This window comes from Maricaulis sp. B-26, from assembly GCF_056857855.1.
This window is the reverse complement of the sequence record NZ_JBSXNX010000019.1, coordinates 114382-137900: the sequence shown is the minus strand read 5'-3', so window position 1 is coordinate 137900 and position 23519 is coordinate 114382. Positions and strand designations below refer to the sequence as shown.

General features: G+C 64.4%; 19 protein-coding genes. 12 read left to right on the top strand and 7 right to left on the bottom strand.

The genetic code is table 11. The features are described 5' to 3' along the window. Positions 1 to 22 precede the first annotated feature (22 nt). Positions 23 to 1216 (top strand): serine hydrolase domain-containing protein, encoded by a 1194-nt coding sequence (locus tag AC13HB_RS06465; protein WP_482948917.1) that lies wholly within the window; start codon positions 23 to 25, stop codon positions 1214 to 1216. On the opposite strand, the gene hutC is transcribed toward AC13HB_RS06465, so the two are convergent. Then, a complete protein-coding gene (gene hutC, locus AC13HB_RS06460) occupies positions 1217 to 1957 on the bottom strand; it encodes a histidine utilization repressor (RefSeq protein ID WP_482948916.1) in 741 nt (246 codons plus the stop codon). Further along, positions 1954 to 3324: a formimidoylglutamate deiminase gene (locus tag AC13HB_RS06455; protein WP_482948915.1), complete on the bottom strand. Its 1371-nt coding sequence runs from the start codon at positions 3322 to 3324 to the stop codon at positions 1954 to 1956. The genes hutC and AC13HB_RS06455 overlap by 4 nt, the downstream gene beginning before the upstream one ends. 78 nt (positions 3325 to 3402) lie before the next feature. Here AC13HB_RS06455 and hutI point away from each other — a divergent pair, with 78 nt between their 5' ends. From hutI to AC13HB_RS06425, 6 genes are all read left to right on the top strand, one after another. Continuing rightward, positions 3403 to 4611, top strand: a complete 1209-nt coding sequence (gene hutI, locus AC13HB_RS06450; protein ID WP_482948914.1) for an imidazolonepropionase — start codon at positions 3403 to 3405, stop codon at positions 4609 to 4611. Further along, a complete protein-coding gene (hutH, locus tag AC13HB_RS06445; protein ID WP_482948913.1) occupies positions 4602 to 6131 on the top strand; it encodes a histidine ammonia-lyase in 1530 nt (509 codons plus the stop codon). Before hutI ends, hutH begins: the two co-directional genes overlap by 10 nt. Continuing rightward, complete coding sequence (gene hutG / locus AC13HB_RS06440) at positions 6131 to 6943, top strand: N-formylglutamate deformylase (RefSeq protein WP_482948912.1); 813 nt, start codon at positions 6131 to 6133, stop codon at positions 6941 to 6943. Before hutH ends, hutG begins: the two co-directional genes overlap by 1 nt. Further along, on the top strand, positions 6940 to 8610 hold the full coding sequence (gene hutU / locus AC13HB_RS06435) for a urocanate hydratase (protein WP_482948911.1): 1671 nt from the start codon (positions 6940 to 6942) through the stop codon (positions 8608 to 8610). The genes hutG and hutU overlap by 4 nt, the downstream gene beginning before the upstream one ends. Positions 8611 to 8839: 229 nt before the next feature. Continuing rightward, positions 8840 to 10042 (top strand): glycine C-acetyltransferase, encoded by a 1203-nt coding sequence (locus AC13HB_RS06430; RefSeq protein ID WP_482948910.1) that lies wholly within the window; start codon positions 8840 to 8842, stop codon positions 10040 to 10042. Between the two features lie 46 nt (positions 10043 to 10088). Continuing rightward, on the top strand, positions 10089 to 11213 hold the full coding sequence (locus AC13HB_RS06425) for an NAD(P)/FAD-dependent oxidoreductase (protein ID WP_482948909.1): 1125 nt from the start codon (positions 10089 to 10091) through the stop codon (positions 11211 to 11213). A 21-nt stretch (positions 11214 to 11234) separates the two neighbouring features. Here AC13HB_RS06425 and AC13HB_RS06420 read toward each other — a convergent pair whose 3' ends face one another. After that, entirely contained in the window at positions 11235 to 12428 is a 1194-nt protein-coding gene (locus AC13HB_RS06420; protein WP_482948908.1) for a phage tail sheath C-terminal domain-containing protein, read from the bottom strand. A 171-nt stretch (positions 12429 to 12599) separates the two neighbouring features. Here AC13HB_RS06420 and AC13HB_RS06415 point away from each other — a divergent pair, with 171 nt between their 5' ends. The 3 genes from AC13HB_RS06415 to AC13HB_RS06405 are packed head-to-tail and all read left to right on the top strand — an operon-like array spanning position 12600 to position 15035. Further along, complete coding sequence (locus AC13HB_RS06415) at positions 12600 to 13298, top strand: hypothetical protein (protein WP_482948907.1); 699 nt, start codon at positions 12600 to 12602, stop codon at positions 13296 to 13298. Between the two features lie 31 nt (positions 13299 to 13329). After that, positions 13330 to 14358, top strand: a complete 1029-nt coding sequence (tdh, locus tag AC13HB_RS06410; RefSeq protein WP_482948906.1) for an L-threonine 3-dehydrogenase — start codon at positions 13330 to 13332, stop codon at positions 14356 to 14358. A 2-nt stretch (positions 14359 to 14360) separates the two neighbouring features. Beyond that, positions 14361 to 15035 (top strand): nitroreductase family protein, encoded by a 675-nt coding sequence (locus AC13HB_RS06405; protein WP_482948905.1) that lies wholly within the window; start codon positions 14361 to 14363, stop codon positions 15033 to 15035. An 80-nt stretch (positions 15036 to 15115) separates the two neighbouring features. On the opposite strand, the gene AC13HB_RS06400 is transcribed toward AC13HB_RS06405, so the two are convergent. The 3 genes from AC13HB_RS06400 to AC13HB_RS06390 form a co-directional block, all read right to left on the bottom strand. After that, positions 15116 to 16846: an alpha/beta hydrolase family protein gene (locus tag AC13HB_RS06400; protein WP_482948904.1), complete on the bottom strand. Its 1731-nt coding sequence runs from the start codon at positions 16844 to 16846 to the stop codon at positions 15116 to 15118. Between the two features lie 355 nt (positions 16847 to 17201). After that, complete coding sequence (locus tag AC13HB_RS06395; protein WP_482948903.1) at positions 17202 to 17390, bottom strand: superinfection immunity protein; 189 nt, start codon at positions 17388 to 17390, stop codon at positions 17202 to 17204. 199 nt (positions 17391 to 17589) lie between these two features. Next, entirely contained in the window at positions 17590 to 19227 is a 1638-nt protein-coding gene (locus tag AC13HB_RS06390; protein WP_482948942.1) for a long-chain-fatty-acid--CoA ligase, read from the bottom strand. 168 nt (positions 19228 to 19395) lie between these two features. Between AC13HB_RS06390 and AC13HB_RS06385 the strand changes: the two genes are divergently transcribed. Together AC13HB_RS06385 and AC13HB_RS06380 are read left to right on the top strand one after the other, a co-directional pair. After that, positions 19396 to 20388 (top strand): threonine ammonia-lyase, encoded by a 993-nt coding sequence (locus AC13HB_RS06385; protein WP_482948902.1) that lies wholly within the window; start codon positions 19396 to 19398, stop codon positions 20386 to 20388. Positions 20389 to 20506: 118 nt separating this feature from the next. Continuing rightward, entirely contained in the window at positions 20507 to 21424 is a 918-nt protein-coding gene (locus AC13HB_RS06380) for a sensor domain-containing diguanylate cyclase (protein ID WP_482948901.1), read from the top strand. A gap of 33 nt (positions 21425 to 21457) precedes the next feature. Here the strand turns inward: AC13HB_RS06380 and AC13HB_RS06375 are convergent, their stop codons facing one another. Continuing rightward, a complete protein-coding gene (locus AC13HB_RS06375) occupies positions 21458 to 23488 on the bottom strand; it encodes a lytic transglycosylase domain-containing protein (RefSeq protein ID WP_482948900.1) in 2031 nt (676 codons plus the stop codon). Positions 23489 to 23519: the final 31 nt, after the last annotated feature.

The window sequence follows — 23519 nt, the reverse complement described above, 5'->3', positions numbered from 1 at the left end:
AATCAGGCCCTGGGAGGCAAGCATGAAACAGTATCTCTTGGCCGGTCTGGCCGCGATTTCCGTTAGCGCCTGTTCGGCGGCGCAGGATTATGTGCCGCCGCGTGGCGATGTGAATTGGGAGCGGCGCGACGCGACCGAGCTGGGACTCAATGCGGCTGCGCTCCAGGAGGCGGTGAATTTCGCCATCGAGAACGAGACCCGGCCCCGCGAAGGCTGGGACGGTGTCGACGCTCGCGATCTCTCCGTCATGGTCCCGCTGACCTGGGCTTACGAACCGCATTCCAGTCCGCTGGGCGAGTTGCGTCCGCGCGGCGGACCGGCGGGGATCATCCTGCGCGACGGTTTTATCGTCGCGGAATGGGGGGATCTGGAGCGGGTCGACATGACCTTTTCCGTCTCGAAGACCTTTCTGTCCCACACGGTCGGGCTGGCGGTCGATGACGGGTTGATCGGAGATGTGAACGACCCGGTCTCCGACTATGTCGAGGATCCGCTCTTCCACACGGAACACAATACGCCCATCACCTGGGACCAGATGCTGCGCCAGACTTCGGGCTGGTGGGGCACGCTATTCGACAAGCCGGCCTGGGCCGACCGACCCGCTCGCGACAACCCGGCGCGCGACCTCGTCGCTGGGCCGCCCGAGCCGGGTGCGGCCTGGGAGTATAATGATGTCCGCGTAAACGCCCTGGCATTGGCGGCGCTGCACGTCTGGGAGCGGCCGCTGCCGGATGTGCTGGCCGAACGCATCATGGATCCGATCGGATCTGCGGGGACCTGGGAGTGGCATGGCTATGAAAACAGCCATGTCGAGATCGGCGGCGAAGAAATGTGGTCCGTCTCCGGCGGCGGTCACTGGGGGGGCGGCATGATGCTCTCCGCCTACGATCAGGCGCGGCTCGGCCTGCTCGGCCTGCGCCGCGGAAACTGGGGCGGCGAGCAGCTCCTGTCCGAAGCCTGGTACGAACAATCGCTGACGCCGACGGATGTCGCTCCGCACTACGGCTATATGAACTTTTTCCTGAACCGGCCGGATGTGGACGGCGCGGCGATCTCCGTCGAGGAAGCGCCCGCTGACAGCTTCGCCTATCTCGGTGCCGGCGCGAACATGATCTTCATCGACCCGGAACACGACATCGTGGCCGTGGTTCGCTGGATCGAGTCCGGCGAGCGAAACGAATTCATCCGGCGCCTGATGGCGGCGATAGAGGAATAGCTACCGTCCCGGCCCAAAACGCTCGGTCATTTTGTGGCGCGTGCCCGGATGGGCGAGGCGGGCATAGGTGACCACGGCGTCGTCTTGGAAGGTGCGGCGCTCGAGGACGAGGCAGGCCTCGCCGGTCTTCACGCCCAGCGCTCGTGCAAGCGTCCGGTCGGCATTGACTGCGGAGACCGTGTGTTCGGCCTCCGTCCATGGCGCGGCGCGCAAGAGCCAGCTGCCCGGCGCTTCGGCACCGTAATCCGCGTGCGCAGCTTCCGGCAGAAGCGCAAGGTTGATCCAGCGCTCCTCGAGTTCGACCGGATTGCCGTCCGCCGTGTGCAGGCAGACCAGATGCTGTACGCGCGAGCCGTGCGGCAGGCGCATGTGGCGGGCGATATCGTCGGGTGCCGGTATGGTCTCATTGACCTCGCATTCATAGCCGTAGGACTCGCCGCGCTCGGGAATGGCGCTCGACATGTCGACGATCTTGAGAATGGCGGTCGGCGCGTTGGGCTGAGCCACGAATGTTCCGGCGCGGCGGCGGCGAACCAGAAGACCTTCCTCGGTCAGCTCTCTCAGGGCCCGGTTGATCGTCATGCGTGCGAGACCTAGCTGGTCGACCAGTTCGGCTTCCGAGGGCAGACGATGACCCGGTGCCCATCGGCCCGAGCGGATCTGACGCGTCACCGCGCGCTTGAGCTGGTCGTAGACTGGTCCGTCGCCGTCGAGCGCGATATCCGAGCCAATTTCGTTCATGAAGAAATCCGGTCCATGAGGTCGGTCATCGCGGCCCGGTAGGATGCGTCGATGGTGTCCCGCGCGAGGGCCCGTCCGTCATTCACGACGGCTTGTCCGGCGATGTAGACGCTCTCGACCTGCCGGGCATCGCCGGTGAAGAGCCAGCTGTCGAGACGAGCGTCGCCGGTGCGGCCTGCGAGTGGCGGGCTGGCGGAGTCGAGGATGACGAAATCGGCGCGGGCGCCCGCCTCGATGCGGCCGGTGGGCTGGGCCAACGCCCGGGCGCCGCCGGCGAGGCTGGCCTCGAACAGGCGACGTCCCGTGCTCTCCCCGGAACGGGCGAGAACATTGCGCTGCCGCGATGTCAGGCGCTGGCCGTATTCGAGCAGGCGGATTTCCTCGGCCAGATCGATCCGGATATGGCTGTCCGAGCCGATACCGATCGCGCCGTCTGCCGCGAGGAAATCCTGCGCCGGGAATATTCCGTCGCCGAGATTGGCCTCGGTCAGCGGACAGAGCCCCGCCACGGCGCCGCTGCGGGCGAGGGCGGCCGTTTCATCGTGTGTCATGTGGGTCGCATGAACGAGACACCAGCGTGCGTCGACCGGCTGGGTATCGAGAAGATGTGCGACCGGGCGAGCGCCGAGCGCGGCTTCGCAATCAGCGACCTCCTTCACCTGCTCCGCGATATGGATATGTACAGGACCATCCTCCGCCAGAGGCAGGATGGTCTCGATATCGGTGTGACTGGCCGCGCGTAAAGAGTGCGGCGCAATGCCGAGTGCCGCATTATCGAGCGTTTCGACATGGCGGCGGCTCGCGGCGATCAGATCCGCATAGCCGTCCGGATCGTGCAGGAAGCGTCGCTGGCCGTTGCTTGCCACGGCATCGCCGAAGCCGGCATGCCGGTAGAAGACAGGCAGGAGAGTCAGTGCGATGCCGGTCTTCTCAGCGGCCGCGCAGATGCGCCCGGCCATCTCCGCCCGGTCGTTGAACGGGGAGCCGTCGCGGTCATGGTGGAGATAGTGGAATTCGCCGACGCTGGTGAAACCCGCTTCAAGCATTTCCGCGTAGACGAGCGCCGCGATCGCCTCGACATGATCCGGCGTGAGGTGGTCGTTGAAGCCGTACATGATCTGGCGCCAGGACCAGAAACTGTCCGTGGTCTCGCCCCGGCGCTCCGACAGCCCCGCCATGCCACGCTGGAAGGCGTGCGAGTGGAGATTGGCCATGCCGGGCAGGGCGGTTCCTTGGCGTAGGGCGCCCGGCAGAAGCGGCTTATCTGCCGTGACGGATGTTATCGTTCCGCCTTGGTCGACCTCGACCGTCACGTCCCGGGCCCAGCCGTCCGGCAGGAGCGCTTCGTCGAAATGGAATGCAGTCATTGCGGCACCGCCCCGCTGGACAGAATCGAAATCCGGGATTTATTGTATAGACAATTAAGCGGATGCAAAGGGCCTCACATGCGGTATGACCGCGTTCTGACCAATCTGCGACTTGCGAGCATGGTTCCGGGCGAAACGCCTTGCGGGATCATGGAAGATGCCGTGATCGCGATCGACGGGGAGCGTATCGCCTGGGTCGGCTCGCGGGCGGACTTCAGCGGCGAGGCTGTCGAGCGGGATGATCTCGGTGGACGCTGGGTCACACCGGCCCTGATCGACTGTCACACCCATCTCGTTTTCGCCGGCGACAGGTCTGACGAGTTCGAACGCCGGCTTGCGGGCGAGGATTACGCATCCATATCCCGGTCGGGCGGCGGCATCCGCAAGACGGTGGCCGCAACGCGCGAGGCCGGCGCAGCCGAGCTCGCATCGGGCGCTCTGGGACGCCTCGACAGCCTGGCGCAAGAAGGCGTCGGCACGGTCGAGATCAAGTCCGGTTACGGGCTGACCATGGAGAGCGAGCTGGCCATGCTGAAGGCGGCGCGAGCCTGCGGGCTCGCCTCGGGCATGCGGATTTCCACGACCCTGCTCGCAGCCCACGCGATTCCGCCGGAATATGAAGGCCGCTCCGGCGATTACATCGACGAGGTCTGTATCCCGCTGGTGCGCGAAGCCGCGCGGGAAGGACTGGCCGACGCGGTCGATGCCTATTGCGAGGGCATCGCCTTTTCGCCCGAGGAGACGCGTCGGCTCTTCATTGCGGCAAAGGCAGCGGGCCTGCCGGTCAAGCTCCATGCCGACCAGCTTTCGGATACGGGCGGCGCCCGGCTCGTTGCGGAATTCGGCGGGCTCTCGGCCGACCATATCGAGTACACGCATGAAGACGGCATCGCGGCGATGGCGGAGGCCGGGACGGTAGGCGTTCTTTTGCCCGGGGCTTTCTATGCGCTGAAGGAAACGCAGCTCCCGCCGATCGAGGCCATGCGGACGCGGGGCGTGCCGATGGCGATCGCGACCGACGCCAATCCGGGGACGTCACCGGTACTTTCGCTTCTGACGGTCGCCAATATGGCCTGTACGCTTTTCGGGCTGACCATCGACGAAGTGCTGGCCGGGATGACGCGCAATGCGGCGCTCGCCCTCGGCCTGCAGGACGAAGTGGGGACAGTCGAGGCCGGCAAATATGCCGACCTTGCCGTCTGGGACGTGGAACGTCCCGCCGAACTCATTCAATGGATCGGACGCCGGCCTCTGCATGGCCGCATCCTCAAGGGAGAATGGCTGTGAGTGCCGTCATCATCAAACCGGGGCAGATGAAACTGTCCGACTGGCGCGCCGTCTACGAAGGCGCAGCTGTCCGGATCGATCCGGGTGCGAAGGCTGATGTCGATGCGGCCAGCGCGACCGTCGACGCCCTGATTGCCTCGGGGCGCGCCGTCTACGGCCTCAATACCGGGTTCGGCAAGCTGGCGCAGACGCGAATCGCGGACGACGAACTCGCCGTGCTCCAGGAACGCCTCGTACTGTCCCATGCCGCCGGTATCGGCGAGCCGCTGGCCGGGAATGTGGTCCGCCTTCTGATGGCGCTGAAGATGGCCAGCCTCGGACGCGGGGCGTCCGGCGTGCGCTGGTCAACCATCGAAGCGCTCCAGGCCATGCTCGATAAAGGCGTGCTGCCCGTGATCCCGTCCCAGGGGTCTGTCGGTGCGTCCGGCGACCTCGCGCCGCTGGCGCATATGAGCGCGGCGCTCATCGGGGCGGGTGAGGCGACCTATCGGGGCGAGCGCCTGCCGGCGGCCGTGGCCCTGGCGAAAGCGGGCCTGGAACCCGTGCAGCTCGGCCCGAAGGAAGGGCTCGCGCTGCTCAACGGCACGCAGACCTCGACCGCACTCGCGCTGGCCGGCCTTTTCGGCGTTGAAACAGGCTTCAAGGCGGCATTGGTCTCCGGCGGCCTGAGCGTCGATGCCGCGAAGGGCTCGGTCGCGCCCTTCGATCCGCGTATTCATGCGCTGCGGGGCCAGCCCGGTCAGATCGATGTGGCCGGTGCGCTTCGCGACCTGCTGGACGGGTCGGACATCCTCGACGGCCATTCCGACTGCGAGAAGATCCAGGACCCGTACTGCCTGCGCTGTCAGCCGCAGGTGATGGGCGCCGTGCTCGATCTTCTGCGTCAGGCGGGCCAGGTGCTCGAACGCGAAGCCAATGCGGTGACGGACAATCCGCTGGTCTTCACCGATACGGGAGAAGCGATCTCCGGCGGCAATTTCCACGCCGAGCCGGTTGCCTTTGCGGCCGACCAGATCGCGATGGCGGCCTGCGAGATCGGCTCGATCTGCGAGCGTCGCGTAGCGCTGCTGACCGACCCCGCCGTCTCGGGCCTGCCGGCTTTCCTGACCCCCAATCCCGGCATCAATTCCGGCTTCATGATCGCCCATGTGACGGCCGCGGCGCTTGTCTCGGAGAACAAGCAGAAAGCCTATCCGGCCTCGGTCGATTCCATTCCGACCAGTGCCAATCAGGAAGACCATGTCTCCATGGCGACCCATGGCGCCTTCCGCCTGGCGAAGATGGCCGAGAATCTGGCGGCGATCGTCGGTATCGAGCTCTTGAGCGCGGCGCAGGGCGTGGATTTCCACGCGCCGCAGAAATCTTCCAGAGCGCTGGAATCCGCCAGATCGCTCATTCGGGGGAAAATCCCGGCCTATGGCGATGACCGCTATTTCGCCACCGATATCGAACAGGCGCGCGATCTCGTCGCAAGCGGCGCGATCGCTGCAGCTGCGGGCGATTTGCCGGGCGTGTCGTGATGGACGTCTACGACCTCAAGACGGGCAAGAGTCCGCTCATTGTCTCCATGCCGCATTCCGGTCTGGCATTGAGTCCGGGGCTTTCCGACCGTCTGACGGCGGAAGCGACACCCTTGCCCGACACCGACTGGCACGTGCCCCAGCTCTACGACTTTCTCGACGATCTGGGTGCCAGTGTGATCCGCGCCAGTTATTCGCGCTACGTCATCGATCTCAATCGCGACCCGACAGGTGCCTCGCTCTATCCGGGTCAGGCGACGACCGAACTTGTTCCGGCGACACTGTTCGACGGCACGCCGATCTATCGCGACGGTCAGGAACCCGATGAGGCGGAAATCGATCAGCGCCGGACGGATTATTACGATCCGTATCACAAGGCCCTGACCGAGTTGATCATGGAAACGCGCATGGAGCACGGCTTCGCTCTGCTCTGGGACGCCCATTCCATCGCCTCGGAAGTGCCGCGCCTGTTCGAGGGGACGCTGCCCGATCTCAATCTCGGCACGAATGGCGGCGAGAGCTGCGATCGCATGATCGAGCGCTGGGCCGTGAAGGCGATGATGGATCACGAGGACTTCACCTCGATCGTCAACGGGCGTTTCAAGGGCGGCTGGATCACCCGCGCATACGGGCGGCCCAGCCAGAATGTTCATGCCCTGCAGATGGAACTCGCCCAGTCCAACTACATGACCGAAGGCGCACCCTATGCCTTCGACGAAACCAAGGCCGACGCCCTGCGCCCGGTCCTGAAAGACACTATGCGGGCCGCGCTCGACGCAGCGCGTTCGCTTTATTCCGGAGACGTGAAGTGACCCATACCCGGCTCGACAATTCCCGCACCATCCGCGCCAAGCACGGCACAGAACTCGATGCCAAGAGCTGGGCAGCCGAAGCGCCGCTGCGCATGCTGATGAACAATCTCGACCCGGACGTGGCCGAGAAGCCCGAAGAACTGGTCGTCTATGGCGGGATCGGCCGGGCCGCGCGCGACTGGGAGAGCTTCGACCGCATCGTTGACACGCTCAAGCGACTTGAGGAAGACGAGACCATGCTGGTCCAGTCCGGCAAGCCGGTCGGCGTTTTCCGCACGCACAAGGTTGCGCCGCGCGTGCTGATCGCGAACTCCAATCTGGTTCCGCACTGGGCGAATTGGGAGCATTTCCGCGAGCTCGATAAAAAGGGCCTGATGATGTACGGCCAGATGACGGCCGGGTCCTGGATCTATATCGGCTCGCAGGGCATCGTTCAGGGCACTTATGAGACCTTCGTCGAGGCCGGCCGCCAGCACTATGACGGCGATCTCACCGGCAAGTGGATTCTTACCGGCGGTCTTGGCGGGATGGGCGGCGCCCAGCCGCTCGCCGCGACCATGGCCGGTGCATGCATGCTCGCCGTGGAATGCCAGCCCAGCCGGATCGAGATGCGTCTGCGCACCGGCTATCTCGACAAGCGAGCCGACAATCTCGATGAGGCGCTCGCTATCATCAAGGACGCCTGCACGAAAGGCGAGGCGGTCTCCGTCGGCCTGCTGGGCAATGCGGCCGAGATATTCCCGGAACTCGTCAAGCGCGGCGAGCGCCCGGATATCGTCACCGACCAGACCTCCGCCCACGACCCGGTCAACGGCTACCTGCCGCTCGGGTGGACGCTGGAGAACTGGGAAAGCAAGCGCGAGAGCAATCCCGACGCTGTCGCGACCGCGGCCAAGGCCTCCATGGCGATCCAGGTCAAAGCCATGCTCGCCTTCCAAGAGGCTGGTATTCCGACCGTCGATTATGGAAACAATATCCGCCAGATGGCCTTCGACGAGGGCGTCTCGAACGCCTTCGACTTCCCGGGCTTCGTGCCGGCCTATATCCGCCCGCTCTTCTGCAAGGGCGTGGGGCCGTTCCGCTGGGCGGCGCTTTCGGGCGATCCGGAGGATATCTACAAGACCGACGCCAAGGTGAAGGAGCTGATCCCCGACAATCCGCACCTGCATCGCTGGCTCGACATGGCCAAAGAGCGCATTCACTTCCAGGGCCTGCCGGCGCGCATCTGCTGGGTCGGCCTGGGCGAGCGTCACAAGCTGGGCCTCGCCTTCAACGAGATGGTCAAGAATGGCGAGCTGAAGGCCCCGGTCGTGATCGGCCGCGACCACCTCGATTCAGGCTCCGTCGCCAGCCCGAACCGGGAAACCGAAGCCATGATGGACGGCTCGGACGCCGTCGCCGACTGGCCGCTCCTCAATGCGCTGCTCAATACCGCCTCCGGCGCGACCTGGGTCTCGCTGCACCATGGCGGCGGCGTGGGCATGGGCTATTCCATCCATTCCGGCCAGGTCGTGCTCTGCGACGGCACGGATGACGCCGCCGCGCGCGTCGGCCGCGTGCTCTGGAACGACCCCGGCACCGGCGTCATGCGCCACGCGGATGCGGGGTACGAGATCGCGAAGGAATGCGCGAAAGAGCAGGGACTGGACCTGCCGAGCGTGGAGTGAGTCCTTCTCCCCGACCGGGGAGACGGTGGCCCGGAGGGCCGGATGAGGGCGGCCGCGAAGCGGCCAGAAAAGACTCTTGAGTGGCGTCCTTCGGACGCGCCCCTCATCCCTCGCTGGCGCTCGGACGTCTCTCCGGCGCGCCTAGGTAGTTCTGCGGCTGTCAGGGATGACAATCCGGATGCGTCCCCATACAAAACCCCAAACCCCTGACTCACCCACGGAGCCCTTCATGTCCGACGCGTTTTTCTCTGATCTCAAAGCCGAACTCGCCCAGATCGAGGCGGACGGGCTGTACAAGCGCGAGCGCATCATCACCTCGCAGCAATTCTCCGAGATCGATGTGAAGACGGACGGTCACGAAGACCATGTCATCAATTTTTGCGCCAACAACTATCTCGGCCTGGCCAACCGGCCGGAACTGATCGACGCGGCCAAGGCCACGCTCGACAGTCACGGTTTCGGCGTGGCGTCGGTGCGCTTCATCTGCGGCACGCAGGACCTGCACAAACAGCTCGAGGCGAAGATCGCCGAGTTCACGGGGCAGGAGGATTCCATCCTTTATGCGGCGGCCTTCGACGCAAACGGCGGTGTGTTCGAGCCGCTGCTCGGTCCGGAAGACGCGATCATTTCCGACGCGCTCAACCATGCCTCCATCATCGATGGCGTGCGTCTGTGCAAGGCCAAGCGATACCGCTACGCCAATTCCGACATGAACGACCTGGAAGCCCAGTTGAAGCAGGCCCGGGCGGACGGGGCGCGCCATATCCTGATCGTGACCGACGGCGTCTTCTCGATGGACGGCTATATTGCCGACCTGAAATCCATCGTGGGCCTGGCGAAGAAATACGACGCCCTGACCATGGTCGATGATTGCCACGCCCACGGCTTCATGGGCGCCAAGGGCCGCGGCACGCCGGAGCATTGCGGCGTGATGGGCGAGATCGACATCATTACCGGCACGCTGGGCAAGGCGCTGGGCGGCGCGATGGGCGGTTTTACCGCGGCGCGCAAGGACATCATCGACATGCTCCGCCAGCGCTCGCGGCCCTATCTCTTCTCCAATTCTCTGGCCCCGTCCATCGTCGGCGCCTCGCTGAAGGCGCTGGAGATGGTCGCCGAGGGCGACGATCTGCGGGCGCGCCTGTTCGAGAACGCCCAACGTTTCCGCGCCGGCATGACGGAGGCCGGTTTCGACCTCCTGCCGGGCGAGCACCCGATCATTCCGGTCATGCTCGGCGATGCCGCGCTGTCGCAGAAAATGGCGGCGAAGCTGATGGAAGAGGGCGTCTATGTGATCGGCTTCTTCTTCCCGGTCGTGCCCAAGGGCAAGGCCCGCATCCGCACCCAGATGTCCGCCGCCCACACGCCGGAAATGATCGACCGCGCCGTGGCAGCCTTCACCAAGGTGGGCAAGGAACTCGGGGTGATCTAGGCGGCCGATCAGGTGGCCGTCGGGCGAAACAGTCGGGAGAGACGGCTTGGCATTTGATACCGATGCCATCGTGATCGGAGCCGGCGCGGTCGGCCTGGCCATTGCGGAGGTCCTCACGCGCCGCGGGCTCGAGACCATCGTGCTCGAGCGCAACCAGCAACCGGGTCAAGGCGTCTCGTCGCGCAACTCGGAAGTGATTCACGCCGGGCTCTACTATCCTTCCGGATCGCTCAAGGCGCAGCTCTGCGTGGCCGGACGGCGGGCGCTCTACGTGTTCCTGTCGGCTCACAAGGTCCCGCACGCCAAGTGCGGCAAGCTGGTCGTAGCCACCGAGGCGGAGGAGGTCGAGCGACTGGATGCCATCCTCCACCAGGCCGCGGCCAACCGTGTGGAAGGCGTATCTCGATTGTCCGGCGCCGAGGCGCGGACGCTGGAGCCGCAGCTGCGCTGCGAAGCGGCTCTCCTGTCGTCCGAAAGCGGCGTCATGGATGCGCACGGGTATATGGACGCGCTCCTGGGGCGGATCATGGGGCAGGGCGGCGCGATCGCGGTGAATACGCCCTTCGCGGGCGCGTCTCCGCTTCCGGAGGGCGGCTTTCGGGTCCGGACCGGCGGCGAGCATCCGACCGAGGTGACGACGCGCTTTCTGGTCAATTCGGCGGGGCTCGGTGCTCAGGAAGCGGCGTCCCAGATCGAGCGCTATCCGCCCGAGACAATCCCCACGCTTCATTTCGGCAAGGGCAGTTATTTCACCATGGCCGGCCCTGCGCCGTTCTCCCATCTGGTCTATCCGCTGCCGGTTCCGGGCGCCCTGGGCACGCATTACCGCCGCGACCTGGGCGGGCAGGCGCGTTTCGGGCCGGACCTGGAATACGTGGATGCGCCGGACTATTCGGTGGACCCGGCAAGGGCCGGAGATTTCTACACGGCAATACGCCGCTTCTGGCCGGGCCTCACAGACGGTGCGCTGGTCCCGGACTATGCCGGCGTCCGGCCCAAGCTTCACGGGGCCGCAGAGGACCAGCCGGACTGGCGGATCGATGGCGTGGAGCGGCATGGCCTGGATGGACTGGTCGCGCTCTACGGTATCGAAAGCCCCGGGCTCACGGCATCGCTCGCGATCGGGGCCCATGTCGCCGATCGCCTGTATCCAAACCCTGAGAAACCGTAGTCGCCGAACCGCAGATGTGGCTCAGCCGGCCATTTCCTGCTCGATCTCGCGGATGACGAATTCGGCCGGGCGGATGGCTGCGATCCCGAACTGGGCGACGAGTATGCCGCGGTCGATATCGTACTGCGTCATGGTGCGGCCTACCCCGCATGCGACATAGAAGGCGTCACGGCTCGTTGCGCCCTGAAGGCCGCCAGCGCGCCAGATCTGTTCCAGGAAGTCGGAAATGCCCTGCGCGACAGCGCCCCAGAGCGCGGGCTCGTTCGGCTGCTCGTGGGCCCAGTCCTGCATCCAGTCCTGAACCGAGGCCTCGCACCAGCGCGCCAGGCGCCGGACGGGGATGTAGCGCCAATCCCCGTTCGTGGACAGCGTCCGGGCGCCCCAGAAGACCGGCAAGCCGGCGCCGGGCCGGACCGGATTGATACCCGCCGGCGCGAGCTGCGCGATATCGCTGTCGCTCAAGGTGACCGAGGGCGTATAGCCGGGCAGGTTGGCGGACTGTCCGGCTGCCGCCTGCCAGGGCCCGCGGTTCGCATCGGTACGCGCGGTCACGGCTGCACCGGCGAGACCTGCGCCGATGATCTCGCCACGGGGCGAGGAGAGGGAGGGCATGAAAGCGGACGCGTCCGGGGTGTCCAGCGCGGCACCGAAGGCAAGGGCCTCTCCAGGCGTGTCCGGCGCATCGATGGTCAGCATGGCGAAATGCTCCCGCGCCGCCGCGATGGCCGACCCGTAGAGCGCGTCCCGGCGGGCAGTCGGCAGGCGCCGTGCCGCATCGCACAGGTGCAGTAGGCCGAAATCCGGGGTGTCCGGCGCATCCAGCGACTGCAGCGCGCCGAGATAGTCCGGTACGCCGTCCGCGCCGGCGGCGGCGTTCACGGTGTAGATTTCCGGCGCGCCGAGATCCAGCGCTGCAAGGGCGCCCGCATGGCCCGCGCCGCCGGTAAAGGCGTCGATATGAGCCGGCGATGTCACAATGCGGCTACGGCCTGTCGGTGCTGCGGCATTGAAGCTGTCGATCAGCACGATCCGATGGCTGGCTCTGGGCGTGATGGCGGGCGGGCTCGAGTCCATGAGATCGCGAATATTCGGCAGATTGCGCTGTACGGGAGGCAGCCGCAGCCGGCGCGGAAAAGTTTGCGCAAACGCTGGCGGAGCCGCGGCCGCGATCAGGATGCCGGCCGAGCCGGTGCGTAAAAAATCTCGACGGTCCAATGCCTTCCCCCGGATTGTTCATGTCCCTTTCCCTGACGGTGAGACTCGGCGCCTTCGCGGAAGGCGTCAAGGGATGCCGCTAGGTCACGGGCTACGCTCGTCTCGGGTCCGACTTGACGACAACAGGTCCTTGCGGCCCAATCCGCGTCCGTCAGAGCAGGAGAGAGCCGCGTGAACCCATCCAGAATCGCCTTCATCGCGTCGCTTGTTCTGGCCGCGGCCTCCATCGTCTGCGTGGTCCTTTTCGGTGCGCCGCCCGATGCCGGCGCGGCGCCGATGGCGAGCGGGTTCAAATCGCCCATCCTTGCCTTCGAGCTCGCACGTTCCATGCGCGATCTGGCCTTCCTGCAGGGCGAAGAGGCGGCTGCGTTGCGCGCCTATCTGGCCGAAGTGCAATTCATCGACTGGTTCTTCCCGCCGGCCTATGCGGGCATGGCGGCGACCCTTTTCGCCGGGATTGCGCTGCGGCCGGATGCAGGACTCTTGCGCCGCGTCCTCGCGGGGCTCGCCATCATTGCCGCGCTGATCACGATCGGGGCGGACTGGGCGGAGAATGAGGTCATGAACCGGATTCTTGCCGATCTTGCGGCCGGCGAAGACCCGAGCGCGCGGCTGGACGCTCTGAAGGGGCATACCTGGATCAAGTGGGGTCTGATCGGCGTCTATGCGATCCTGATGGCCGGGCTGCAGGTGCTCGACCGCCGTCCCGTTCTCGCCCTGCCGCCCGCTGCGGCGGGTATTGCCATCGCGGCGACATGGGCCTCGAATTCGAGCGGGCAGATGGCCGAGATCATGGGGATACTGCTCATTCCCTTCATGCTGACTTTCCCTGTGGCTGCCGTGATGTATCTTCGCGGGAAACCCGCATAGACGGATCTGCCACAGGTCGAGGAATTGACGCATGAAAGCGCTGGTGAAAGCCAAGCCCGAGGAAGGCATCTGGATGGACGAGGTGCCGGAGCCGAAGATCGGACCGGACGACGTCCTCATCAAGATTCGCAAGACCGCCATCTGCGGCACGGACATTCACATCTACAACTGGGACGACTGGGCCGCGAAGAATGTGCCCACGCCCATGGTGGTCGGCCATGAATATGCCGGCGAGATCGTGGATGTCGGCGCCAATGTGACCCGTGTGAAGCCGGGCCAGCGCGTCTCCGGCGAAGGACATGTCGTAGGCGTGACCAGCCGCGCGGCCCGCGCCGGGCGATTCCACCTCGACCCGGACACCAAGGGTGTCGGCGTCAATATACCGGGCGCTTTCGCTGAATACATGAAGCTGCCGGCCTTCAATGTCGTGCCGCTGCCGGAAGAAGTGCCGGACGAGATCGGCTCCATCCTCGATCCGCTGGGCAATGCCGTGCACACGGCACTCCAGTTCGACATGATCGGCGAGGACGTGCTGATCACGGGCGCCGGTCCGATCGGCATCATGGCGGCCGCGATCGCCCGTCATGTCGGCGCGCGCCATGTCGTGCTGACGGATATCAATACGCACCGCCTGCACCTGGCCAGCCAGGTCGCGCCGAATATCCGCACAGTCGACGTCTCCAAGGAAGACCTCGCCGATGTCCGCCACGAGCTGAAGATGACGGAAGGCTTCGATGTCGGACTGGAAATGTCCGGCGCGCCGCAGGCCTTCGGCTCCATGCTCCTGAACATGGTCATGGGCGGCAAGATCGCCATGCTCGGCCTGCCGTCCAAGCCGATCGAGGTCGATTTCGGCCAGCTCGTGCTTAAAGCTATCACGCTCAAGGGCATTTACGGCCGCGAGATGTTCGAGACCTGGTACAAGATGATCGCCATGCTGGAGAGCGGCCTCGACGTCTCCCGCATCATCACCCACCGCTATTCCGCCGACGAGTTCCAGAAGGGTTTCGACGCCATGCGCGCCGGCAAGTCGGGGAAAGTGGTCCTGGACTGGAGCTGAGTATGACTGCCGAACCGCGCGTCCCCCTCGAAAACTATGTCGAATATCCCGAAGCGGAGATGCGCGAGCGGGTGACGCGGTTTGCGCAGAATCTGAAGCGCCGCCGGACGGTGCGCGATTTCGACGACCGTCCGGTCGAGCGCGCGATCGTCGAACAGGCGATCGATGCAGCCGGCTCGGCTCCGTCGGGCGCCAATCACCAGCCCTGGCATTTCGTGGTCCTGCAGGATGCCGAAAAGCGCAAGGCGCTGCGTGAGGCGGCCGAGGCCGAGGAGCGGGCCTTCTATGAGGGCAAGGCGTCGGACGAGTGGCTCGAAGCGCTGGAACCGCTCGGCACGGATGCCAACAAGCCCTTCCTCGAGACAGCGCCGGTCCTGATCGCCGTCTTCGCGCAAAAGCGTGGCGGCGAGAAGGTCGGGCAGGACAAGAAGAATTACTACATCCATGAAAGCGTCGGCATCGCCTGCGGCTTCCTGCTCGCAGCGCTGCACGAGGCGGGCCTGGTCACGCTGACCCACACGCCCAATCCGATGCGCTTCCTCAATGAGGTCTGCGAGCGTCCGGCTGGCGAGAAGCCCTACATGCTCATCGTCGGCGGCTATCCCGCCAAGGACGCCACCGTGCCCGAGCATGCGCTGATCAAGAAGAGCCTCGACGAGATCACCACCTGGCTCTGAGCGGCGGGCTGAGTCTGAATTCAAAAAAAAGGGGGCGGCGCCGATGGCGACCGCCCCTTTCTCATGCGGGTTCTCGGTTTCTATTGACCGAAACGGGTATTGATCCAGTCCTCGATGAGGGCGAGCGCCTCGGGGGCGAAAGTCTCCTCGATCTGGGCGTATTCCGGAATTGTGCCGGTCTGCGCCGTCTGGAACATGTGATTGAGGCCGGGCATCTCCAAGATCGTAACGTCCCGATTATGGGCAAGGCCGCGCTCCAGCCCGGCGAGATTGGGTTCGGGCAGGACCTGGAGGTCCAGTGATCCGTTGAGCGCAAGGACCGGTTGGTTCACGCGAGACAGCCAGGGCGCCGGATCATGATTCAGGAAGGCCCGGTTCCAGTCGCGCACATTCTGAGAAACGAAAAGATCTTTCTGGTCCGGCGTCGCACCGAGCATGGCGAGGACTTCATCCGTCATCAGCGCATCCAGAGCGTCGCGGGCGCTGGCCTGGTCCGGCGCCGTACGGGAGGTTTCGGTGATCTCGGCGATGATGTCGCGCAGCGCAGCAAGGTCGGCTTCGCTTCGGCCGGAAGCGCGGGCATTGGCGATCGACTGGTCCATGATGATGCGCTGGCCGTCTGTGCCAGGGCCGGCGAGCAGTACGATATAAGCCAGATCGGGATCATCGGCCGCCAGAACCGGAGCGATGAGACCGCCTTCGGAGTGGCCGATCACGCCGACGGACGAGGCGTCGATGGCCGGATGCGCGCGGAGCCACCGGGTCACGGCTGCCGCATCGCTGGCGAAGTCCATCGAGGTGGACGAGGCGTAGTCGCCGGTCGACTCGGCAAAGCCGCGATCGTCATAGCGTAGTACGGCGATACCGTTTCGGGTGAGATGGTCGGCGAGTACCGCGAAAGGCTGGTGCGTCCAGACCGTCTCATTGCGGTCCTGGGGACCGGAGCCGGAAACCAGGACGGCAGCCGGGAAGGGGCCGTCGCCCGCCGGCAGGGTCAGCGTGCCGGCGAGTGAGACTCCCCGCGCGGCCGGGTTGTCGATACGCACGTCGATGGATCGATAGGGAAACGGTGCTACCGGCGTCTGTGGCCGGTTCGGGCCACTGACTTCGGACGCTCGACGCTCAAAGCGCACGACGGCATCGTCAAAGCCCGGCCGGCTCCATATACCGCTCAGCGCGCTCCCGTTCGGATCGAGCTCGCCCTGATAGGTCACATTGGCTGCCGGGACGCGGAAACTTACGCGGCGGCCCTCGTGCGCCAGATCGGTGACCGGGATGCCATAGGCTCCTTGGGTGATGGAATCGAGGCTAGCATGAGTGCCGTTTTCGGGGTCGGTCGCGATATTCAGAGCGAATTCGAGCTGAATCGTCTCGCGATCGAGCAAGCCTGCCCAGCTGCCGTCAAGGCCTTCAATAATGGAGACCTCCACGGCCTCAGGCCGGGCAAAGTTCAGCGGCAGCGTCATCCCCTGGTTGAATTCGCCTTCATAATATTCGGCCTGCGCATTCCATACGCCCTGATAACGAGCGCCCATGGCGGCGATCTCGAAGCGCATTTCGCCTTCGTCGATGAAGAAGGTGCTCATCGGGATTTTCTGGCCAGGGGCCTGGTCGACGCTTTCCAGCACGCCGGAGTATTCGCCTTCGGCGGTCGGTGTCGCGGTAACGAGCAGACGTAGCGTGCCGCCCGGCGTTGCGAGAGTGCCGATCCAGTCGCCGGCGGGATCCTCATCGGCGCGCGCCGCGCCGGCGAGGAGGATGAAGATGAAACCGGCGAGGGCGCCGATGGAGAGTTTTCCCTTGCGGGCCATGTCGAACTCCTGGGTTCGGGGTAAGCGGTATCATTCGCCCGTGGGGCGTTTTGGGGTCTGACGGTGACTGGTTCGTGTGTGCCGCGTTCGGGCGGCTCGGGTTCAGAGGCGTTGTCGGATCATGAGTAGACAATTAGCCAAATATCGAAACGAAGGCAAGCATTATTTTGCCGTTTGTCTAATTAAGCGCGGGCGGACTGAAATTCTGGACGTAAAATCAACACCAAAAGAAACGCCCGGACCGGGGCAAGGTCCGGGCGTTCCATTGTCCGACCAACCAAAACTGATCGGGACGCGTTCGCCGTGAGCCGGGTGAGTGAGGCGGGGAGGCCCGGCTTTTTTCGGGGTGGGTACCCTAGGCCCGCACGCGTCTGCGGATGGCGGTAAAGGACCAGATGAAGGCGATGACCCAGCCGATCACCGTCCAGCCCAGAAGCAGGTTGGTCAGGAAGATGGCGAAGGTGTTGTCGTGCCCGCGCAGCAAGGCGATCAGCGTCGGGATGAAGTGCAGGATCAAGGCGACGATCGCGACTTCGGGGCCCATGACATGTATCTCCATTTTTCTTCCTTTCCCGTTCCGGAAAGCCCTTATCGAATTTCGATATGAAGTTACGCCTCAGCCTGCGAAGGCGCAAGAGCGGGCGAGGGGGGATTACGAAGGTTTAAGTCCCCGTTGAGGCCTGCATCCAATGAAAAAGCCCCGGCCGTCAGGCCGGGGCTTCGAATAGCGGTTTCTCGGAGCGTCAGGCTTCGACGCCCGGAAATTCGTAATCCTTGAAGATTTCCCGCAGCTTGGTCTTGAGAATCTTTCCTGTCGCGCCGATCGGCATTTCGTCGATGAACTCGACCGCGTCCGGCACCCACCATTTCGGCACCTCGCCGCGCAGATATTCCAGGATCGACTCGGCGTTCGGCTCGGCGCCTTCCATGAGCTGGACGACGAGGAGCGGCCGTTCCTGCCATTTCGGATGAGGCATGCCGACCGCGGCCGCCATGGCCACGTCCGGATGCCCCATGGCGGCGTTTTCGAGGTCGATCGAGGAAATCCACTCGCCGCCCGTCTTGATGACGTCCTTGGAGCGGTCGGTAATGGTCATGAATCCATTGCCGTCGAGGTGCGCCACGTCGCCGGTCTGGAACCAGCCGTCCTCGGTAAAGCTCTCGGCGCCGGCGCCCCGATAATAGGACGAGGCGATCCACGGCCCTTGGACCTGGACGTGGCCGGAAGACTTGCCGTCCCAGGGCAGTTCCTTGCCCTCATCGTCGACGATCCGCATGCCGACGCCGAAGACGAGGCGGCCCTGCTTGAGCTTGACCTTGATCTGTTCCTCGCGGTCCAGCTTCTCGTGCTTGGGCAGAAGCGAGCTGACCGTGCCCAGCGGGCTCATCTCGGTCATGCCCCAGCCTTGCTGCATGACGACGCCATACTTGTCCTCATAGGCGCGCAGCAGCGCTTCCGGCAGGGCAGAGCCGCCGATCAGGACGCGCTGGACGCTGTCGATCCGCTTGCCTTCCTGTTCGAGGAAGTTGAGCAGGCCGAGCCAGACGGTCGGAACGCCGGCAACGTAGTTCACGTCCTCCGCCTCGATCATCTCGTGCAGGCTGGGACCGTCCAGCTGGGCGCCCGGCATGACCAGTTTGGCGCCGTTCATCGGTGCCGCATAGGGAATGCCCCAGGCATTGACGTGGAACATCGGCACGACCGGCATGATGATGCCGCGTGCGCCCACGCCGATTACATCAGATGCCGAGCAGGCCATGGCATGCAGCACGTTGGAACGGTGCGAATAGAGCACGCCTTTCGGATCGCCCGTCGTGCCGGATGTATAGCAGAGGCCGGCGGCGGCGTGCTCGTCGAAGCTCGGCCAGGTAAAGTCCTCGGACTGGTCGCCGATGAGCTCCTCATAGGTCTTGTGCTTGATGTCGACGGCGTCGGAATGGGACTCGTCGGTCATCAGGACCCAGTTCTTGACCGATTTGCAGGCCTTGGCGATCGCATTGACGATCGGGGCGAAGGTCTTGTCGAAGAAGACGGCCTTGGCCTGGGCATGGTCCAGCATCCAGGCGATCTGCTTGGGATCGAGACGGGGATTGACCGTGTGCACCACGGCGCCGATGCCGGAAATGGCGTAATAAAGCTCGAAATGGCGGTGGGAATTCCAGGCGATCGTCGCGACCCTGTCGGACTCGCGGATTTTCAGCTTCTTCTGCAGCGCGTTGGCCAGCTGCTTGGTGCGGGCATGGGCCTCTTTATAGGTCTCACGATGAATCTGGCCGCTTTCCGGCAGCCGTGAAACGATCTCCTGATCGCCATGGCAATTGGCGGCATGGACCAGAATGTCCGAAATCATCAACGGACAATCCATCATGTGGGCTCGCATCAAGGTCATTGGTCTCCCCTTTATTCAACCGCGTTCGCGTTTTCGTGTTTTGTGCCATCAAAGGGCCTTACTGCGAACGGCGCAATCCTTTTGCTCAATCTTGCACGATTGCGTATGCGTTCAATAACAGTCCTCGCGGATTCCCGTTCTATCTGGAGTAACTCGCCCATGAACAGCCAGACGGCGCTCGTCCCCACCCATGCCGATATCCTCGACGCCGCCGCGCGTCTTCACGGGTTGGCCGTACGAACGCCGCTGATGCGCAATGATCGTCTCGACGCCGATCTGGGGGCGAAGGTCTTCATCAAGCCGGAATGCCTCCAGAAGACGGGCTCCTTCAAATTCCGGGGCGCCTATAACCGGATTTCCCGCCTCTCCGAGGCCGAGAAGGCGCGCGGTGTGATCGCCTATTCCTCAGGCAACCACGCGCAGGGAGTCGCTGCTGCGGCGAAACTGACAGGGACGACGGCGAAGATACTGATGCCGGGGGATGCCCCCTCCGCCAAAGTCGAGGGCGTACGCTTCTGGGGCGGAGAGGTTGTGCCCTACGACCGAGCCACGCAGAGCCGCGAGGAAATGGGCGCGAAAATCGCGCGCGAGGAAGGCCGGATCCTGGTTCCGCCCTATGAGGACAAACACATCATTGCGGGTCAGGGGACGGCCGGTCTGGAAATGGTCGAGCAATTCGCCGAAATCGGCGAAACACCGGACATCATCGTCTGCTGTGCGGGCGGCGGCGGCCTGATTGCCGGTGTCGGCCTGGCCATGAAGCAGGCGCACCCGGACGTCGAGATCTGGGCGGCCGAGCCGGCGGGTTTCGACGATCACCGGCGTTCGCTGAAGAGCGGAAAGCGCGAGCGCAATCCGGCGCTCACCGGGTCGATCTGCGATGCCATCATCACGCCGGAACCGGGCGAGCTGACCTGGTCGCTCAATTCGAGACAGCTCAGCGGCGGCATTGCCGTCAGCGATGAGGAAGTGCTCGATGCAATGGCTTTCGCCTGGCGCCATCTGAAGATCGTCGGAGAGCCGGGCGGCACGGCCGCCTTTGCGGCGTTGCTGTCCGGCCAGCTTGACCTGGCAGGCAAGACGGTCGGAGTTCTGATCACCGGCGGCAATGTGGATCGCGCGGTCTTTTCACGGGCCGTAGAGCGTGGTTGAGGGCGGCAGAATTCAGGGCCGAACCCGTTCTGATTTGGAATTATATAGTATTAGTCGGCGTTAGTTCCTGCCGCGAAGACTCACCCTAGGAGTGATCCATCGCCGAGGAGTGTTCGTGATGGATGCCAGATTGGAAGTGGAACGGGTCGCGGCCCTGCACCGCTATAGTATTCTCGATACTCCGCCCGAAGAAAGTTTCGACCGGATCACGCGCGTGGCCATGTCGGCGCTGGGTGTTCCTGTTGCGCTGGTTTCGCTGGTCGATCGCGACCGTCAGTGGTTCAAGTCCAGTCACGGTCTTGAAGTGCGTGAGACGCCACGCGAAGTTTCGTTCTGCAGCCATGCCATCGAGCGGGACGGCGTAATGATTGTCCCGGATGCGCTGAAAGACCCCCGTTTCTCGGAAAGCCCTCTCGTGCGGGGAGAGCCCTTTATACGGTTCTATGCCGGTATGCCGCTCGAGACGCGCGACGGATTCAAGATCGGTACGCTATGCGCCATCGATCGCGTGCCGCGCACCATGAATGACCGGCAACGAGCCCTGCTGGAAGATCTGGCCGGTCTTGTGATGGACGAAATGGAACTGCGCCGCCAGTCGATGACCGAAGGTATGACGGGTGCACGGACGACGGCCTCGCTCATGGCGGAGTTGGCGCTCGCAGTTCACATCGCCGAGCGTGATGTCAGTCCGCTCGGTCTCCTCCGGATCGGAATATCCAGTCATGGGGAGGATCTGACCGGCCCCGAGAGGCGGCTTTCCAACGACGCAGTCCTGCAAATGCTCGCGGCAACCTGCGACCAGGCCTTGCCGCGATCAGCTGTCGTGGTTCGTGCCAGTGCGTCGCAACTTGCGCTCATACTTCCGAGAACGGAATTGGGTACGGTGCAGAAATTCGGCGCACAATTGGTCGATCTGTACAAGGCGCGACTGGCCCGACAGGGATTGGAAGACATACAAGACCTGATCGAGTGCGCCAGCTTCAGTCGTGGCAATGGTGAGACTGCCGACGATATGCTCGCTAAGCTGCGAACATAACGTCCCTCAAACTCCTTGCGAACCGGCCAATGTCTATTCAGGCACGCTGCCCCGCCGCAAATCGTCCTCGATCATGAGCGGGACCGTCGCGTCGTCATTGAGGCGCGAACGATAGACCTGCAGGTTCTCGAGAACGCGCATGACGTAATTGCGCGTCTCGGAGAAGGGAATGCTCTCTACCCAGTCGATCGGGTCGACATCGGGGTCACGCGGATCGCCGTAATCCTCGATCCAGCGGCGCGCACGGTGGGCGCCGGCATTATAGGCAGCCAGCGCGACGACATAGGAACCGTCGAAATCATTCACCACCTCGCCGAGATGATGCATCCCAAGCGTCAGATTGTAGTCGAGATCGTCGGTCAGCCAGTTGAAGCGATAGGGCTCGCCGATCTGCCGGGCCGTTGAGCGGGCCGTGGCCGGCATGAGCTGCATCATGCCACGGGCGCCGGCGCCGGAGACGGCGTGTTGTCCGAATTCGGTTTCCTGGCGAATGATGGAATGAACCAGGGCCTCCTCCGGGCGAAGACCGCGCGTTTCGCCGGGCAGTTCGATCGTCGGATAGGCGCTCTGCGGCAGGATGATGCCGCGCAGACGGGCTGCCTTCGCGGCGCGTACCGACTGGCGCATGAAGAGATAATTGCTGGCGAGGCGTGACAGCAGGACCGCTTCTTCCGGATCGGTCAGCTGGTCGTCGAGCCGGTAGCTGAAGAGGCGGAAATAATACTCCTCGCCCTGCTCGGCGAGCAAACGCATGGCGCGAACGAGCGGGCGGGCCTCGAAGCGAACGCGGGTCTCCTCGCTCGGCTCGGGATCGGGATCCAGTGCCAGCTGTCCATCATGATCGGTGAGCTGCGCCATGGCGAGCTGACCGTAATAGGCAGTCGAGTGTTCGCCGGCGGCGGCATAGTATTGTGCGGCGAGATCGGGCTGGCCCAGCGCGTCGGCGGCGCGGGCTTTCCAGTATTCCGCGCGCGACAGCGAGACCGGCGTGGTAACGTTCTCGCCCAGCCGCGTGAAATGGGCCATCGCACTGTTGGCATCGTCCAGATGTACCAGCGCCAGCCAGCCGGCCATGAATTCCGCATCGGCGAAATCGGCACCGCTTTGCAGGCCGTGGGCACGCGCGAGTTCGTAGGCGGTCTGGTAGTCGCGGTCGCGGATCAGGGTGAGGATCATGAGCTTGCGCTCGGTCCACATGAGTTCCAGCGCATTCACGTCTTCATGCGCGTCAGGCAATTCCAGCAGGAGCGGAAGCACGGTGTCCCGGAGCCCTGAACGACGGCGCCAGCGTGCCCGTTCGAAGACGAGCCCGGGGTCGTTCGCGAGACTGGCCGGAATACGGTTGACCGCCCGGTCGACGCCGCTCTGGCGGCCGGCCAGACGCAGGCGTGCATCGGCGAGGTCGCGATTGGTTCCGCTCAGCAGCGGCAGGACGCGGCGTGCTGCAGTGCGCTGGTTCGACCAGATGAGATAGTCGATCCGCGCCATGTGATCGGCTTCCGTCAGCCGGTCGCGATGCGTCTGGTAGGTATCGCGCTGCACGGGCAGGGGAAGGCGCTCCGTGCGCCAGGTCTCGCGCAGCAGGTGCTCGCCCTCCTCGATCCGGCCGGTATCGATCAGCGCTTCGGCATAGGCGATCTGGCCGCGACCGGTGGTGGGGGGATTGTTCTCGAACCAGTTGGCGATGAAAGGCGCCGACAAACCGGAGCCGTTGATCTTCGACTCCGCTTCCGAGCGGATGAAGCTGTCGCGCGGCCAGTTCTCGAGTTCAGCGAGCACCATGTCCAGTTCGAGGAAGGTCGCGCGCGGATCGTCCATCGCGATGCGCCACAACAGGACATTGCGCGCGGCCGTGTCGGTCAGTTCGAGACGCAGTTCGCGTACGCGCTCCCAGTCCTCGTCCTCGGCGGCATCGAGCCCTTCGCGGAACCGATTGAAGTCGGCATCGCTCAGATATTGCGAGAAATTCAGCGGTTCGGGGCGTATGCGGGGTGTCGGGACCTGTCCGAAAGCCGGAAAGGAAGCGGCGATGAGCAGCATTGCGGCAAGGCAGCGTGCGAACATGGAACCCCGGACACATCTGGAACGACTGGAA